Consider the following 15,712-nt stretch of genomic DNA (forward strand, 5'->3'; position numbering starts at 1 on the left):
CCTTCGCTGCCGTCGTCATCCTGCTGGAAAGCGTCTTGCGGTCCGGTCTGCCGGGATCCCCCTCCGCACCGTGGGTCCCAGCCTGGCTCCGGGGAAGGTGAGCCAGGACGGGGCCGCGGGCGGCTGGAGATCTCGGCCAGCCGGCCTTGCCGTCAGAAGAGGCCTGGCAGGGCCTCTTCGTCGGTGTCCGAGAAGGAACCTTCCTTCTCGGCGAGGTAGTCCTCCCACGCTTGGGCGTCCCAGATCTCAGCCCGGGTTCCCACGCCGATCACGGCGAGGTCCCGGTCCAGACCTGCGTACTTCCGCAGGTTCTGGGGGATCGTGACGCGCCCTTGCTTGTCGGGCACCTCATCAGAGGCTCCAGACAGGAAGACCCGGAGGTAGTCACGGGACTGACGCGAGGAGATAGGGGCTTCTCGCATCTGCTCGTGAATCCGCTCGAACTCTTTCTGGCTGAAGACGTAGAGGCAGCGTTCCTGGCCCCGTGTCAGAACCAGCCCGTCAGCCAGTTCGTCTCGGTACTTCGCCGGGAGGATGAGCCGACCCTTCTCGTCCAGACGTGGCGAATGCGTACCGAGCAACACCGGCACCACCACCCGTCTGGTCCGAGGGGCAGCACGTCCCTATCCGCCCACTTCCCTCTTACTGCCCCCACTTTACTCCACTCTTCCCCACCGTCAACGCGACACGAGGTATTTTTCTCTGTCCTTTACATGTAAAAACCCCGAAATCTCGCGAGAGATCCGGGGTGGCGGGAAGTGGAGGGATCAGGAGACGCGGGGAGCGGTGCACGCCCTGCCGGAGCCTTAAACGCCGTGAGACCCGCCGCCGGCGGGCCTCACGAAGGCTGTGTGGGAGGAAAGTGGGGCTAAAAGGCGTCCACGCCTGGGGTCACCCTTGATCCCTCCGGCGCTCGTCCCAGCGCGCCTCGAGGCGGGAGAGGAAACCACTCTTCCCGCGTCCGGCCTTGGCCGCGCGCAGACGTCCCGAACCCCTGAGCGTTCCGTAGTAGACGCTCGCGCCCATGATGAGGAATCCCACGACGCCTACGAAGATGTTCGAGAACTGGACCCCACCCAGGAGCAGGACCAGGAGCCCGACGATGACGCCGAGCACGCCGAGCACAATGTGGCGCGTGGAGAACCGGCGTAGGGCGTCGGCCCCCATGGAGTCTGCGAATTTCGGGTCTTCCTCGTGCAGTTGCTTCTCAAGCTGCTCGAGCATCTTCTGTTCGTGCTCGGAGAGAGGCATCGCGACTCCTTCATGCTTGCTGCGCCGGACACCGTCCGCCATCAGCACAACGCATCGGACCGACGTCCAGTTCCGCGAGCATCGGTCGGGGCTTCAACGAGCCGCCCCGCCCGTCCGGCACCACTCCCCCGGCTGCCCGCCGATTCGATGCTTCACCGATATTCAAGGTCTTTTAAGGATAGGCTCTCGCCCCGTCAACCAAAAGAGGCCGGCGAACCACCCGCGCTCCCTCAGGACCCCGGATTTTCAGGCGGACGACGGCGGTCCTCGCCGTCGTCGAGCAGGCTCGCCGGGCGCAACGACGAGCGCCCGAACCGGGCGGTCACCGCGTCGAGCGCCTGCTCGGCCGTGCGCCAATTGTCGTCCCGCCGCTCAAGGCTCAGCTGGACGCCCCCGCCGCCACGGGTGAGGCGTTCGCCCCGGAGCCCGACGAGGCGAACACTCTGGGGCCGTGGCCCCAGAGCCGCGAGGAGACGCGCCGCCTCTTCGAAGAGCACCTGGGCGGAGTCGGTCGGCACTGTGAGGGAGCGCGATCTGGAAAGGGTGGAGAAGTCTGCGTACCTGAGCTTGAGGGCAACGGTGCCGGCCTCCATGTCGGCTGAGCGGAGGCGGGACGCGACCCGGTGCGCGAGGCGCAGCAACTCACGCCGGAGCACGCCGTCGTCCACCACGTCCTTCGCGAAGGTCTCCTCCGCCCCAATGCTCTTCTCCTCCCGGTGCGGGGTGACCCGGCGGTCGTCGAGCCCCCAGCTGAGGGCCTTGGCGTGAAGCCCCGACGAGCCCAGGGCCCGCTGGAGCGTCGAATCGGGGGTGTGTGCGAGATCGGCCACCGTGTGGATCCCGAGACGCGCGAGCACTTCCGCCGTCTTGCCGCCGATTCCCCACAACGCCGTCACGGGCAGCGAATGAAGGTACGCGACGGTCTCCTCCGGCCTGATGACCAGCAGCCCATCCGGCTTGCTGCGCGCAGAGGCGATCTTCGCGACGAACTTCGTCGCCGCGACACCCACCGACGCCGTGAGGCCAAGCCGCGATCGGACCTCCGACTTGATCGACAAGGCGATCCGCTCCGGCGCGCCGAGGCGGCGGACCGCACCTGAGACATCGAGAAAAGCCTCGTCGACGCTGAGGGGCTCAACGAGGTCGGTGTACTCGCCGAACAGGGCCATGAGCTCGCGCGAGACCTCGTAGTAGAGACGATGGCGGGGCTCGACAATGATCGCCGCGGGACACAGCCGTTGGGCCGTCGACATCGGCATGGCGCTGCGCACGCCGTACGCCCTGGCCTCGTAGCTCGCGGACAGCACCACGGAGCGTTCCGAGGGAAACCCGACGATGACCAGGCGCCCCCGCAGTTCGGGCCGCTCCCGCTGCTCGACTCCGACAAAGAAGGCGTCCATGTCCACGTGGAGGATCCCGCGGCGCCGCAGTTCATCGAGCGGTTCCGGCCTCTCCCGCGTTGCTCCGCTCTCCACCCCCTTATCGTAGGCGGGCCGAGCCTCCGCCTTGCGGCAACTACACTTGACCGGGGGCTCGGCCCGGCTCAGGGCGCGAGAAAAGTATTGACAGGCAGAGCGAGGCATTGCGGAGGATGCGAGTGGCAGTGGAGTTGTGGAACCGTCGAGGAAGCCTGATCTCTGTGGCCGCCGCTGCCGCACTTCTCCTTTCCGCCTGCTCCGGTTCCGGCTCTTCCGCCCCCTCGAGTCCGGCAGCTGCCGGCTCAAGCAGCCCCAGCGCCATGAGCACGGCGTCGTCTTCGGCCGTCCCCAGCGCCTCGGCGTCGGCTTCGGCTTCTGCCACCGTCAACGCCATGGTGGCCGGTTTTCCGACGAAGCTGATCCCCGTCATGCCGGGCTCGACTCCCCTCTCCACGAGCTATGACGCCACAGCCAACCCGTCGACGGCGTCGCTCGTCGCCTCGACGAACGCTGCGGCCAGTGACATCCTCGCCTTCTACGCCGGGCAATTCTCGGCACAGGGCTTCACCTCCGTGCCCGCCACCAAAGTCGGCTCAACCGACAGCCAGGATTTCGTGCGCTCCGGGGGCAAGGAGACGGTCAACGTGGCCGTCGTCGAGGTCAACGGCCGCACGACGTACACCGTGGGAGCATCCGTGGCCCCGGGGACCATCAAGTAGCCATGCCCGCCGACCCTGCTGGCACCCAGCTCGACGAACAGGACGCCTACCGGGGCGCCCTCGCCGAGGCGCTCGACAGCTTCCTGACGAGCCACAGCGCCGTGATGGCCGGCGTGTCCCCGGACGTGGCACCGCTGATGGAGGCGATCTCAGGCCTCGTCACCGGCGGCAAGCGACTCCGGGCCCTGCTGTGCTACTGGGGCTGGCGGGGTGCGGGTGGCGAGCCGAATGGTGCGGCCGCAGTCCAGGCGGGCGTGGCGCTCGAGCTCTTCCAGGCCGCGGCGCTCATCCACGACGACATCATCGACCGTTCGGACATCCGCCGCGGGGGCCCCAGTGTCCACCGGCGATTCGGGCAGCTTCATCAGGATCAGGGGTGGGCACTCGACGAGGAGCGCTTCGGCCAGGCGGCCGCCATCCTCACGGGAGACCTCTGCCTCTCCTTCAGCGAAGAGGCGTTCACCGGCATCGGATCGAGGGCCGCGTTCGGGACCGCGGCCCGGCGCATCTTCAATACGATGCGCGCAGAAGTGATGGCCGGGCAGTACCTGGACATCCTCGAGGAGGTCGTCGGGCCAGGGCGGCCGCGGGCGGAGGCGGTGCGCGCAGCCGCCAACGTGATCCGCTTCAAGTCCGCCAAGTACTCGACGGAGCACCCGCTCGCCATCGGCGGGGCGCTCGCCGGCGCAGATGAAGGCCTGCTCGAGGCGTACTCCGCCTTTTCACTGCCCCTCGGCGAGGCATTCCAGTTGCGGGACGACGTCCTCGGAGTCTTCGGCGATCCGCAGACGACGGGCAAGCCGGCGGGGGACGACCTGCGGGAAGGCAAGCGAACGGTGCTGGTCGCCTACGCGTTGGAGCGGGCGACGGCGGAAGGCGCCTCACTGCTCGAACGGAGCCTTGGGCGGCAGGATCTCGAGGACGACGACGTCGAGCGGCTGCGCGATGTGATCAGCACCAGCGGCGCTCTTGACGCGACAGAGGAGCTCATCGATCGACTCTCCACGCAATCCTTCGACGCCCTCGGGGACCTGCAGGTCCCCGAGGGCGTCAAGGCTGCGCTGCGGACGCTCGGCCTTGCCGCCGTGCAGCGGGCCGCCTGAGTTCTCGGCTACCAGGCCAGGATCTGCGCGCGGCGCCGGATCTCGGTCTTCCGGCCTTCACGCAGTGCATCGATGGGGCGGCCGCGAAGCGACTCATCGGGTGTGAACAGCCAGGCAATCAGTTCTTCGTCCGAGAAGCCGGCATCAGCCAGCACAGCGATGGTGCCCTTCAGGCTGTCCACGACATGGTCCCCGTCGATGAAGAGGGCAGGCACCGAGCGAATGCCCCGTTCCCCCACCCTCAGTGCCACCAGGGCTCGCTCGTCCAGAAGGCCGTGCACCTTCGTCACCTTGCAGCCCAATCGCTCCGCGACCTCTGGCAGGGGCAGCCAATCCGACACCAGATCTTCAATCTCACTCACGCGTCAAGCGTGCCATGGACGGGGCGATCGCTCCTAGTCCGGCAATGCTGCCGCCTTGTGCTGGTGGGTTATCCGTGAGAGATTCACTTTTGTCACAGAGGTATCTTCTGGTGTCAACTTCACCACTAGTCACATCAGGAACACTTGTCACAGGGAGGACATTCCAATGTCGGCCACCCGTCAGGCTCTGCCCGGGACCAAGTCGAAGCTTCCCGCCGTCGCGGTCACCACCGCGGCGCTCCCCGCAGTGGTCCTTTCCTCACTAGCCCTCGCGGAACCGGCCTCAGCGGCCCCCGCTCCCGCCCAGCTGCACGCCTCTGAGGCAGTGGAGACCGCGCCCCGTGCCGCGGTGGGTCAGACCTCGGCGGCCCAGGCGGAAGTCGTCCCCGCCTCCGCGATCGCGGCCCTTGTGCCCAGTCGCCTCGCCCCGACCGTGTCCTCCGCTCCGGACGTCTACACCGTGGCCCGCGGAGACACGGTGATCGGGATCGCCTCCCAGTTCGGACTTGACTGGCGGCACATCCTCGAGCTGAACGGACTTCAGGCCACCTCTCTCATCCATCCGGGCCAGAAGCTCCGACTCGTCGGAGATCCGTCCTCACCCTCGCCGACGGCGGCCCCGGCGGCTCAGTCGGCCGGGACCTACCGGATCAAGCCAGGGGACACGCTGTACGGCATCTCGGCCAAGCTCGGGGTCCCGCTCGGCGACCTCCTGTCAGCCAATGGTCTGAGCCTCACGTCCGTGATCTATTCCGGCCGCAGCCTCACGCTTCCGGGCGGCAGCCCAGCCCCCGCCGCGGTCTCGGCGTCAGCCACCAAGCCCGAGGCTCTCGTCAATGACAGCTTCCTCGGCTTCACGTATCCCGATGCCGTGGTCGCCTCCGCAAACGAGAACAAGCGCATTCTGAACTCGGCTCCGGTCCCGACTCGGGACCAGATGAAGCAGATCGTGGCGGACACCGCCAGGCGGATGGGCGTTGATCCCGTTCTCGCCCTTTCGCTCGCCTACCAGGAATCCGGCTTCAGCCAGCGGGCTGTATCCCCCGCCAACGCGATCGGCGTCATGCAGCTCGTGCCCTCCTCGGCGCAGTGGGCCTCTGACCTCGTGGGAAGGAAGCTCAACCCCCTCGATCCCCGCGACAACGTCACGGCCGGAATCGCCATCCTGCGCGCCCTTCTCGACGCCGGGCCGGACCAGGATGCGGCGATCGCCGGCTACTACCAGGGACAGACCTCCGTGGCCCAGCGCGGGATGTTCGACGATACGAAGGCCTATGTGAAGGCAGTGACGGCGAATCAGGATCTTTTTCGTTAGCCAAGCCCCCACACGCTGAGCGCCTGCCCTCTGATACCGGGTGGGCGTTCTCATGAGGGGCGGGCGTTCGGCATAGGATCGTAGGGTGAACGGACAGCACACTGACGGCCTTGTCGGCGCCCTCGTTGGCGGGCGCTACGAGGTCCAGTCGCTGCTCGGCACCGGGGGGATGGCCACGGTCTACCTGGCGATGGACACCATCCTTCGGCGCCGTGTCGCGCTCAAGGTGCTTCACCCGCATCTCGGCCGCGACCGTAGCTTCGCTGAACGATTCGAGCGCGAGGCAATTGCAGCCGCCCAGCTCTCTCACCCCCACGTGGTGTCGATGCTGGACCGCGGCGAGGACAACGGCGTCCTCTATCTGGTGATGGAATACGTCCCGGGCCGGACGCTCCGGGAACTCCTCGACGAGACCGGCCCGCTCGCGCCGAAGCAGGCCCTCGCCCTCATCGATGCAGTGGTAGACGGCCTCGCCGCAGCCCACGCGTCGGGAATCATCCACCGCGACGTCAAACCGGCCAACGTCCTCCTCGCCGACGATGGGCGGGTCAAGGTGGGGGACTTCGGCCTCGCACGCAGCCTTGCCTCCGCCAACGTCACGGACACCTTGTTCGGGACCGCCGAGTACATCTCCCCCGAAATGCTCACGGGGACGGTCGTGGACTCGCGCGCGGACCTCTATTCGGCAGGGATCATGCTGTTCGAGATGCTGACCGGCAGGCCCCCGTTCACGGGGGATGACCGCGGCCAGATCGCGTATCGGCGAGTGAGCGAAGACGTGCCCCCGCCCTCGGCCCTCGCGCCGGGACTCGCCCCCGAACTGGACGAACTTGTCGGCTGGATGACCCGACGGGACCCCGACGGGAGGCCCCCCAGCGCGCTCGCCCTGCTCAGCGAGATCCGCGACATCCGCCGCTCCCTCAGCGACGCCCAGCTGGACTATCTGCCGCCGGCCGCGCGCGGCCACGAAGCCCCGACGGAACACCTCGCATCCCTCAGCCGCCCCGCGCCAGCCGGAACGGAGATTCTCGCGACCGGCGGCCCAGGGCACACGAGCGTCATGCCACGGCCCCCCGCCCCGCCTCCGCTCACCCCGCGGGAGCAGCGCCGTCAGGACAAGGAAGCCGATCGCGCGGCGCGCTTTGCCGCAGCGCGCCCAACGCATCAGCTCGGGCGGGGCAATCCCCGGCGACGCGGCGCCCTGTGGCTGGTGATCGTCGTCGTCCTCGCCGTCCTGGCCGCCGCCGTCGGCTGGTTCTTCGGCTTCGGACCCGGGGCTCTCGCAACGGTGCCCCCGGTGAAGAACCTCACCGTCGCTCAGGCGCAGGCGCTCTTCCAGCAGGCAGGCCTCGCCTTCACGACGCATGACGTCTTCGACGACGCGATTTCGTCGGGGCTCGTGGTGAGCAGCGTGCCCGATGCGGGCACTCAGGTGCGGAAGTTCGAAGGCGTCCAGGTCATGGTCTCCAAGGGCCCCGAGCTCTTCCCGCTCGCCGACCTCACCTCCAAGAGCCTTCCAGACGCACGCACCGCGCTCAGCGACGCGAAGATGGTCCTCGGTCCTGTCACGGAGGCTTTCAGCGACACGGCTCCCGCAGGCGTCGTCGTCGCCCAGAACCCTGCCGCCGGCACTCCGCTCAAGCACGGGAGCACCGTGAGCCTCACAGTGTCGAAGGGTCCCCAGCCGATCCCCGTCCCCAAGGTGGTCGGACTGAAGCAGTCAGATGCGGTTGCAGCGCTCCAGGCCGCCGGATTCCGCCCGGTCATCGACGACGCCACCGTGTTCGACCGCAACGTCCCGGCCGGCTCGGTGTCGGTGCAATCGCCGGCGGCCGGACAGAACGCCACGAAGGGTTCCACCATCACACTGACCCTTTCCAAGGGGCCACGCATGGTTCACGTGCCCAGCTTCGTGGGTCAGCAGGTCAGCGTCGCCCAGGATGCTCTCCAGAAGCTTGGGTTCACCGTCAAGGTGGAGAACATCCTGGGCGGGTTCTTCGGCACCGTCCGCGCCCAGGATCCTGTGGACCGCGACGTTCCGGAGGGATCGACCATCACCCTCACCGTGGTCTGACCGGCCGTCGCCGCAGGTCAGCGCCGGGTGAGCGCCTCAGAGACGAGGAACGCCATCTCAAGCGACTGCATGTGGTTGAGGCGCGGATCGCACACGGACTCGTAACGATCCTCGAACGCCGCCTCGTCGATGGGGTCTGAGCCGCCGAGGCACTCGGCAACGTCGTCGCCGGTCATCTCCATGTGCAGGCCGCCGGGCACCGTGCCGAGCGCATGGTGCACCTCGAAGAACCCGCGCACCTCGTCCACGACGTCATCGAACCGGCGGGTCTTGTAGCCGTTGCGGGAGGTCACAGTGTTGCCGTGCATCGGATCCGTGACCCAAAGTACCTGTGCGCCCGAGGCGGTGACCTTCTCGACCACCGCCGGCAGCTTCTCGCGGATGTTCTTCGCTCCCATGCGGGTGATGAACGTCAGGCGACCCGGCTCCCGCTCGGGGTCGAGCCTGTCGATGAGCCGCAGCGCGTCGTCGCCCGTGACCCCAGGGCCGAGCTTGACGCCGATCGGATTGCGGACGCGGGATAGGAAGTCGACGTGCGCGTGGTCAAGCTCGCGCGTGCGCTCCCCGATCCAGAGGAAGTGGGCCGACGTGTCGTACGGGAGCCCGGTGCGTGAGTCAATGCGGGTGAGGGCCCGTTCGTAGTCGAGCAGGAGTGCCTCGTGGCTCGCGAAGAACTCCACGCGCTTGAGCGCCTCGAAATCGGCCCCGCACGAATCCATGAACTTCACGGCGCGGTCGATCTCGCGCGCGAGAGACTCGTAGCGCGCATGCGCAGGGTTCCTCGTGAAGCCCTGATTCCAGGCGTGGACGAGGCGGAGGTCCGCGAAGCCGCCCTGCGTGAAGGCGCGGATGAGATTCAGGGTGGCGGCCGAGGTGTGGTACGCCTGCAGCATCCGGCGGGGATCGTGGGCCCGCGACTCGGGGGTGAACTCATAGCCGTTGACGATGTCGCCGCGGTAGGCAGGCAGGGTCACGCCCTCGCGCGTCTCCGAGTCGGACGAGCGCGGCTTGGCGAACTGCCCGGCCATCCGCCCCATCTTGATCACCGGCATCGCCGCGCCGTAGGTCAGGACGACGGCCATCTGCAGGATGGTCTTGACCCGCGCGCTGATGCGGTCCGCGGTCGCGGCCTCGAACGTCTCGGCGCAGTCGCCGCCCTGGAGGAGGAAGGCCCTCCCCTGGGCGGCGTCCGCGAGACGATGGCGGAGGAGGTCGACCTCGCCGGCGAAGACGAGCGGCGGCAGGATCGAGAGCTCCGCGACGGATCGCGCGAACACGTCCGTGTCCGCCCACGAGGGCTGCTGGGACGCGGGGAGGGACCGCCAGTCGTCGAGCCCCGGGTAGTCCGCGGCACCGCTCTGGGACGTGCTCGTGAAGGGGGCCGGCGGAGGGGTGGAGAGTTGAGTCACGAGACAAGGCTAGCTCAGGGGCGCGGACCCCAGCGGCGAGCTGACGACGGCGTTACGCGGCCGGCGTCGTCCCCTCGCCAGAGGCCTTGCCCAGCGCCTGCCGCCCCTCCCGCTCCGCGGCCAGCTGGGCCTTCACGGCGGCGGCGTAGACGTCGGCATATTCCTGACCCGAGAGACGCTGGAGCTCCTGCATGATCCGGTCGGTGACAAGCCGTTGGACGGCCCGATCGTCCGCGCTGTCGTAATACTCGGAGAAATCCAGCGGGCGGCCGAAGATGATGCCGACCCGGCGGATGGAGGGGAACCGTTGCCCGATGGGCTGCACCTTCTCCGTGCCGATCATGGCCACGGGCACCACTGGGACCCGGGCCTCGAGGGCGAGCCGGGCCACGCCGACCTTCCCCCGGTAGAGCCGCCCATCGGGAGAACGGGTGCCCTCGGGGTAGATTCCGAGCAGTCCACCGCCCCGGAGGACCTCAGCCCCGGCACCGAGGGAGGCGCTCGACGCGGCACCCCCGGAACGGTCCATGGGGAGCTGGTTCGTGAGCCGGAAGAACGCGGCCGTGAGCCTGCCCTTGAGCCCCGTGCCCGTGAAGTACTCCTGCTTGGCGAGGAACACCACCGGCCGGCGCACCATGAGGGGCATGAAGATCGAGTCTGAGAACGAGAGATGGTTCGAGGCGAGGATGGCTGCCCCGTTCTCGGGTACATTGCTGCGGCCCTTGACCCAGGGCCGGAACAAGAGCTTGACGATCGGTCCGATGAAGATCAGCTTGAGGGCCCAGTAGATCAACGCTTGCCTTTCAACGCAGCGTGCCGCTTGCCATCACTCTAGTCAATGACACGATGGGGGCATGGGGACGCGCGAGCGGAATTCGGGCCAGCGGTGGGGTGTGGCGATGTGCCACGGCTTTTCGGGAACGCGTTCCTCGGTTGCGCCGTGGGCTGAGGGCCTCGCCGCCCGTGGGTTCGATGTGGAACTGCCGCTCCTGCCGGGACACGGCACCGACTGGCGGGACCTCGAGCGGAGGCGCTGGCGAGAATGGACCGAGACGTTCGAGGACGCCTACGCTCGGGTGGCCGCCCGGAATGACGTGGTCTTCGTGGCGGGGCTGTCGATGGGCGGAGCGATCGCCCTGCTCACGGCGAGCCGACTGCCGGTGGCGGGGATCGCCGTCGTCAACCCCGGTCTGGACTTCTATGACTGGAGGGTGCGCTACATCAGCGCGATCCGCCTCATCATGCGAACTGCCGCGCCGATCGAGGAGCCGTCCGCCCCGGAACCCGTGGGCGACGAAGGAGACTACTCGATCACCCCGCTCGCCGCGGTCCATGAGCTCAAGCGCCTCTTCCGCGCCGCCGACCGGGCTCTGCCGCGAGTCACCGCCCCGCTGCTCGTCTTCAAATCCGACGTCGACCCGGTGGTGCCGCCGTCCTCGGCACGGCGCATCTTGCGCCGCGCGGGCAGCAGTCATGTCGACTTCGTTCCGCTGCATTCGAGTTCGCACGTCGCCACGAGGGATGCCGAGGCCCCGCTCATCGTTGAGCGGACCGCCGAATTCTTCGCCCGCTGCGCGGCCAGCGCCGCGAGTCCGACGGTCGGAGCCTGATCGGGGCATAATGCTTGACATGAACAGCGTCACGGCGACGGTCGGTGTCGCCCTGAGCCATGGCTTCACGGGGAGCCTTGCGAGCGTGACCCCGTGGGCCGACGCCCTCCGGTCCGAAGGCTTCCGCGTGGAGACTCCCCTGCTTCCGGGTCACGGGACCAGCTGGGCTGACCTCGCGAAGCGGTCGTGGCGCGAATGGTATGAAACCTACGAGTCCGCATACCTCGAGCTCGCGGCGGAATGCCAGGTCGTCGTCGCTGCGGGGCTCTCCATGGGCGGCGCGCTGGCGCTGCGCCTCGCCGCGCTCCACCCCGTTGCCGCCGTGGCGGTCGTCAACCCCGCCCTGGTGGTCGACGATCCCCGGTCCTCGATGTCGGGGGTCATGCGGTACGCGGTGCGCTCGGTCCCTGCGATCGGCAACGACATCAAGCGCCCGGGCCAGGACGAGCAGGCCTACAGTCGCGTTCCCGTAACGGCCGCGCATCAGCTCAAGCTCCTCTTCAGGAACACGGTGTCCCTTCTCCCCCGCGCCACCGCACCGCTCCAGGTCTTCCGGTCCGCCGTCGACCACGTCGTCAAGAGCGAGCGCAGCATCGGGGCGATCACTAGATACTACGGCGGTTCCGACATCCGCTTCGTGCGCCTCCCTGACAGCTACCACGTGGCAACTCTGGACAATGACGCCGGAGCCATCTTCGCGCGGTCTGTGGAATTCTTCCGGGAGATCGCTGCGGCTTCTTCACCCGCTTCCGTCGGCGACGCCGAACCCACTGAGGAGCACGCATGAACGGCCGTCCGGACCCGGACCGCGCCGACCACGAGGCCGACGACGACGTATGGCGCGACCTGGTCGCGCGGCTTCGCTCAGACGACCCGAGGCTGGATCCCGGGTGGTCCGACGACGAGTTCGGACCGGCTCCGCTCGAGCCCTCCGCGGCCGAGCGGGCTGCGGCGTCCCAGCCAGGCGAGCGCTCCGCACCTCACCGAGAAGACGCCCGAGACCCCGGATTCGACGCCTTCGACCCGCTGGGCCTGGCCAAACCTCACGCCGAGCCGTCCCGCCGTGAATCCTTCGGCGAACCGTTCTCTCACGACGACGAGCCCGACGGCGACGGGGAGTTTGTCCCAGAGGAGCCCGAGCCCGTGCTTGCCGGCGCTGATCCGGCGAGCGTCGTGGCGTGGGTCGGCGCGCTCGGCGCCCCCGCGGGCCTGCTTCTGTCCGCCCTGTTCTGGCGGGGAATCCCCGCGTGGGCCATCGCCGCGCTGGTCGCGAGCTTCATCGCCTCCGTCGGGTACCTCATCATGCGCCTTCCGCGGGACAAGGACGAGGACGACGACGGCGCCCGCATCTGAGCGGGCGCCCTCACCCCAGCGGGAAAGAGCGCAGCGGGAAAGAGCTCAGCGGGCCCAGCCGGCTGCCCGCGCGTTGACGCGCGAGAGGTCGGCTGCCCCGATCAGCCCTGCCTGAGGACCGAGTTCGGCGCGGTCGATTCGCGCGGCTGGCCGGAAGCCCCGTCCAGTGAGGTTTCGGGCGAACGCCCGGCGAGCGGGGCCCAGAAGCAAGTCACCAGCGTCGCAGAGGCCACCGCCCACGACGAAGGTCCCGGGATCGAGGGCCGCGGCGAGATTCGCAAGGCCCAGTCCGAGCCATTCGCCCACGTCCTCGAGGAGTTCGCGCGAGGTCGGATCGCCCTTCCGGGCGAGATCGGTGACGACTGCTCCGGTGATGGCGTCGATGTCACCGCCCACAGCCTTCAGGATCTCTTGGGCGACGGGCGAATTTGCCCGCGCCAGCTCGCGCGCCTCGCGGCCCAGCGCGTTCCCTGAGGCGTACTGCTCCCAGCAGCCGCGATTCCCGCATTCGCAGCGATGCCCGCCGGGCATGATGATCTGGTGCCCGAACTCCCCGGCGACCCCGTACCGGCCGCGCTCGAGCCGCCCGCCGATGACCATGGCGCCGCCGATTCCGGTGCCCAGGGTGATGCAGACGAGGCGCTGTTCCCCTCGCCCGGCCCCGAAGCGCCATTCCGCCCAGGCAGCAGCGTCGGCGTCGTTCGTCAGGAGGACCCTTCGCCGGAGGAGCCGCTCGAGGTTGTCCCGGAGAGGCTCGTTCCGCCAGGCGAGGTGCGGGCTGAAGAGCACGGTCCCGCCCTCGAGGTCCATCCACCCGGCAGCCCCGATCCCCACGGTGGCTACCCGATGATTTCCGCTCAGCTCCTCGACGAGCTCGGCGATGACGCGCTCGACCTCCCGTGGCTGCGAACCCGGCGTGGCCCGGCGCGCCTCGCGGAGGATCTGCCCGTCGGCATCCACCACTCCAGCTGCGACCTTCGTCCCCCCGATGTCGATGCCGATGGCGAGGCCACGGCGACGAAGACGGGGGCCGGCAGGGCGTCGCGGAGGGAGGGGACGTCGCGGAGTGGGCACCGGGCCAGTTTAGTGGCGCGCGGCGGGCCGCCAGTCCACGCAGGGGACCCCAATGTTACTCACTAGTAGCATTGGGGACGTGGCGAGGGCCACAGTGGCCACCAGCTTGGCTAAGGTTGAGGTACGTACCCATGAGGGCACAGCAAAGGAGTCAACGTGCGCGAGAAGATCGTCCCGCCCCTCGTTCCCCACGCGGTAGCACGAAATATCACCGACTTCGTCATCGAGCAGGCCGAGAAGCCAGCCAACCCGGCCATCTTCGCGCGCCGTTCCGCGGGCGGGGAATGGCAGGACGTCCGTGCCGCCGAATTTCGCCGCGATGTCGAGGCGATCGCCAAGGGGCTCATCGCTGCCGGCATCAGCGCGGGCGACCGCGTGGGCATCATGGCTCGTACGTGCTACGAGTGGACCCTCGTGGACTTCGCCATCTGGTTCGCAGGCGGCGTCTCGGTTCCCATCTACGAGACCTCCTCGCCCTCGCAGGTGGCCTGGAACCTCGGGAATTCCGGGGCGGTCGCCGCGTTCGGCGAGGCCCCCCACCATGAGGACATCATTCGGCAGGCGGTCGATTCCGAGGGGCTCAACCTCGCGCACGTGTGGCAGATGACGCCCGCTGGCCTTGACCTGCTGCGGGCTGCCGGGAGCAGCGTGAGCGACGAACAGCTCGAGGCGCGGCGCTCCGCCGTCGGCCTCGACTCCCTGGCCACCATCATCTATACCTCGGGAACACTGGGCCGGCCCAAGGGGTGCGAGCTCACGCACCGCAACTTCGTCGAGCTGTCAGAGAATGCCGCGGCGGCCCTCAACGAGGTGGTCTCCCCCGGCGCGAAGACCATCATGTTCCTCCCGCTCGCCCACGTCTTCGCACGCTTCATCTCCGTGCTGACCGTGGCCGCCGGGGTGCAGGTGGGGCACACCCCGGACATCAAGCATCTGCTCGCGGACCTGCAGAGCTTCCAGCCGACCTTCATCCTCGCCGTGCCCCGCGTCTTCGAGAAGGTGTACAACTCCGCCGCCACGAAGGCCGAGAACGAGGGCAAGGGTCGCATCTTCGAGCTCGCGGCTGAGACCGCGATCGCGTGGTCCGCCGCCCACGACGACGGCGGGCGCCCCGGTCTGGGCCTTCGCCTCCGGCACAGCCTGTTCGACGTGCTCGTGTACCGCAAGCTGAGGGCGGCGATGGGCGGGCACATCCGCTTCGCCGTCTCGGGCGGCGGTCCCCTCGGCAAGCGGCTCGGCCACTTCTTCCACGGGATCGGCCTCCTCGTGCTCGAGGGCTACGGCCTGACCGAGACGACCGCGCCGATCAGCGTCAACACGCCGTCTCTGGTGAAGATCGGCACGGTGGGCGCACCGCTGCCCGGCAACGCCGTGCGCATTGCGGACGACGGCGAGATCCTCGCCAAGGGCGTGAGCGTGATGCGCGGCTACTATCGGCTTCCCGAGCTCCAGGCCGAGACCTTCACCGATGGCTGGTTCCACACGGGGGACATCGGAGAGCTCGACGCCGATGGCTACCTGACGATCACGGGCCGCAAAAAGGAGATCATCGTCACCGCCGGTGGCAAGAACGTGGCTCCAGCCCAGCTGGAGGACCAGATCCGAGCCGACGCGCTCGTGTCCCAGGTCGTCGTCGTCGGCGAGGGGCGGCCCTTCATCGCGGCTCTCGTCACGCTCGACGAGGAGGCCCTGCCCGGCTGGCTCGAGCGGCACGGCGAACCCGCCCTGAGCATGGCGGAGGCCGCGGAGAGCGAGACGGTGCGACGGCACGTTCAGGGCGTGATCGACCTTGCGAACTCGACAGTGTCGAAGGCCGAGGCGATCCGCGCGTTCCGCGTTGTGCCCACGGACTTCACCGAGGAGTCGGGTCATCTGACACCGTCGATGAAGGTCAAGCGCGCCCAGATCATGGCGGACTTCGGGCCAATCGTCGAGGAGATCTACGCCACGCCCAAGCCCAGCACCGTCTGAGTACCGTCCGAGAACGCCCAACGGCCGGTGGGGCAGCGTCTCCGCTGCTCCAC

General features: G+C 68.5%; 15 protein-coding genes. 8 read left to right on the forward strand and 7 right to left on the reverse strand.

The window, feature by feature from the left end; translation table 11 throughout:
* Positions 1-152 precede the first annotated feature (152 nt).
* The 3 genes from mraZ to dinB all read right to left on the reverse strand — a co-directional run bounded on the left by mraZ (position 153) and on the right by dinB (position 2,726).
* Positions 153-584, reverse strand: a complete 432-nt coding sequence (gene mraZ, locus E5679_RS04460; RefSeq protein WP_138413952.1) for a division/cell wall cluster transcriptional repressor MraZ — start codon at positions 582-584, stop codon at positions 153-155.
* A gap of 307 nt (positions 585-891) precedes the next feature.
* Positions 892-1,251 (reverse strand): DUF3040 domain-containing protein, encoded by a 360-nt coding sequence (locus E5679_RS04465; protein ID WP_138413861.1) that lies wholly within the window; start codon positions 1,249-1,251, stop codon positions 892-894.
* Between the two features lie 230 nt (positions 1,252-1,481).
* Complete coding sequence (dinB, locus tag E5679_RS04470) at positions 1,482-2,726, reverse strand: DNA polymerase IV (RefSeq protein ID WP_249335949.1); 1,245 nt, start codon at positions 2,724-2,726, stop codon at positions 1,482-1,484.
* A 263-nt stretch (positions 2,727-2,989) separates the two neighbouring features.
* Between dinB and E5679_RS04475 the strand changes: the two genes are divergently transcribed.
* The gene (locus E5679_RS04475; protein WP_138413863.1) at positions 2,990-3,388 is read left to right on the forward strand and encodes a hypothetical protein; all 399 of its coding nucleotides are present in this window, start codon (positions 2,990-2,992) and stop codon (positions 3,386-3,388) included.
* A gap of 2 nt (positions 3,389-3,390) precedes the next feature.
* Complete coding sequence (locus E5679_RS04480) at positions 3,391-4,491, forward strand: polyprenyl synthetase family protein (RefSeq protein ID WP_138413864.1); 1,101 nt, start codon at positions 3,391-3,393, stop codon at positions 4,489-4,491.
* A gap of 8 nt (positions 4,492-4,499) precedes the next feature.
* On the opposite strand, the gene E5679_RS04485 is transcribed toward E5679_RS04480, so the two are convergent.
* Entirely contained in the window at positions 4,500-4,853 is a 354-nt protein-coding gene (locus E5679_RS04485) for an Rv2175c family DNA-binding protein (protein ID WP_138413865.1), read from the reverse strand.
* Positions 4,854-5,019: 166 nt separating this feature from the next.
* On the opposite strand from E5679_RS04485, the gene E5679_RS04490 reads away from it, so the two are divergent.
* Together E5679_RS04490 and pknB are read left to right on the forward strand one after the other, a co-directional pair.
* A complete protein-coding gene (locus tag E5679_RS04490) occupies positions 5,020-6,168 on the forward strand; it encodes a lytic transglycosylase (protein WP_138413866.1) in 1,149 nt (382 codons plus the stop codon).
* 85 nt (positions 6,169-6,253) lie between these two features.
* On the forward strand, positions 6,254-8,242 hold the full coding sequence (pknB, locus tag E5679_RS04495) for a Stk1 family PASTA domain-containing Ser/Thr kinase (protein WP_138413867.1): 1,989 nt from the start codon (positions 6,254-6,256) through the stop codon (positions 8,240-8,242).
* Positions 8,243-8,259: 17 nt separating this feature from the next.
* Here the strand turns inward: pknB and E5679_RS04500 are convergent, their stop codons facing one another.
* Positions 8,260-9,651 (reverse strand): class II 3-deoxy-7-phosphoheptulonate synthase, encoded by a 1,392-nt coding sequence (locus E5679_RS04500; protein WP_138413868.1) that lies wholly within the window; start codon positions 9,649-9,651, stop codon positions 8,260-8,262.
* A gap of 52 nt (positions 9,652-9,703) precedes the next feature.
* The gene (locus E5679_RS04505; protein ID WP_138413869.1) at positions 9,704-10,444 is read right to left on the reverse strand and encodes a lysophospholipid acyltransferase family protein; all 741 of its coding nucleotides are present in this window, start codon (positions 10,442-10,444) and stop codon (positions 9,704-9,706) included.
* A 61-nt stretch (positions 10,445-10,505) separates the two neighbouring features.
* Between E5679_RS04505 and E5679_RS04510 the strand changes: the two genes are divergently transcribed.
* The 3 genes from E5679_RS04510 to E5679_RS04520 are packed head-to-tail and all read left to right on the forward strand — an operon-like array spanning position 10,506 to position 12,614.
* Positions 10,506-11,261, forward strand: a complete 756-nt coding sequence (locus E5679_RS04510) for an alpha/beta hydrolase (RefSeq protein ID WP_138413870.1) — start codon at positions 10,506-10,508, stop codon at positions 11,259-11,261.
* Between the two features lie 19 nt (positions 11,262-11,280).
* A complete protein-coding gene (locus E5679_RS04515) occupies positions 11,281-12,048 on the forward strand; it encodes an alpha/beta hydrolase (protein WP_249335950.1) in 768 nt (255 codons plus the stop codon).
* Positions 12,045-12,614 (forward strand): hypothetical protein, encoded by a 570-nt coding sequence (locus E5679_RS04520; RefSeq protein WP_138413872.1) that lies wholly within the window; start codon positions 12,045-12,047, stop codon positions 12,612-12,614. The genes E5679_RS04515 and E5679_RS04520 overlap by 4 nt, the downstream gene beginning before the upstream one ends.
* A 45-nt stretch (positions 12,615-12,659) precedes the next feature.
* On the opposite strand, the gene E5679_RS04525 is transcribed toward E5679_RS04520, so the two are convergent.
* Complete coding sequence (locus tag E5679_RS04525; protein ID WP_138413873.1) at positions 12,660-13,688, reverse strand: ROK family glucokinase; 1,029 nt, start codon at positions 13,686-13,688, stop codon at positions 12,660-12,662.
* Between the two features lie 156 nt (positions 13,689-13,844).
* Between E5679_RS04525 and E5679_RS04530 the strand changes: the two genes are divergently transcribed.
* On the forward strand, positions 13,845-15,659 hold the full coding sequence (locus E5679_RS04530) for an AMP-dependent synthetase/ligase (RefSeq protein ID WP_138413874.1): 1,815 nt from the start codon (positions 13,845-13,847) through the stop codon (positions 15,657-15,659).
* Positions 15,660-15,712 lie beyond the last annotated feature (53 nt).

Source organism: Sinomonas gamaensis (genome assembly GCF_005876955.1).
Lineage (GTDB): Bacteria > Actinomycetota > Actinomycetes > Actinomycetales > Micrococcaceae > Sinomonas > Sinomonas gamaensis.

Coding starts and splice junctions, on each gene's coding strand:
- E5679_RS04490 (WP_138413866.1), top strand. CDS start 5,020: ATGTCGGCCACCCGTCAGGCTCTGCCCGGGACCAAGTCGAAGCTTCCC.
- E5679_RS04475 (WP_138413863.1), top strand. CDS start 2,990: ATGAGCACGGCGTCGTCTTCGGCCGTCCCCAGCGCCTCGGCGTCGGCT.
- E5679_RS04510 (WP_138413870.1), top strand. CDS start 10,506: ATGGGGACGCGCGAGCGGAATTCGGGCCAGCGGTGGGGTGTGGCGATG.
- E5679_RS04465 (WP_138413861.1), bottom strand. CDS start 1,251: ATGCCTCTCTCCGAGCACGAACAGAAGATGCTCGAGCAGCTTGAGAAG.
- E5679_RS04480 (WP_138413864.1), top strand. CDS start 3,391: ATGCCCGCCGACCCTGCTGGCACCCAGCTCGACGAACAGGACGCCTAC.
- E5679_RS04515 (WP_249335950.1), top strand. CDS start 11,281: ATGAACAGCGTCACGGCGACGGTCGGTGTCGCCCTGAGCCATGGCTTC.
- E5679_RS04520 (WP_138413872.1), top strand. CDS start 12,045: ATGAACGGCCGTCCGGACCCGGACCGCGCCGACCACGAGGCCGACGAC.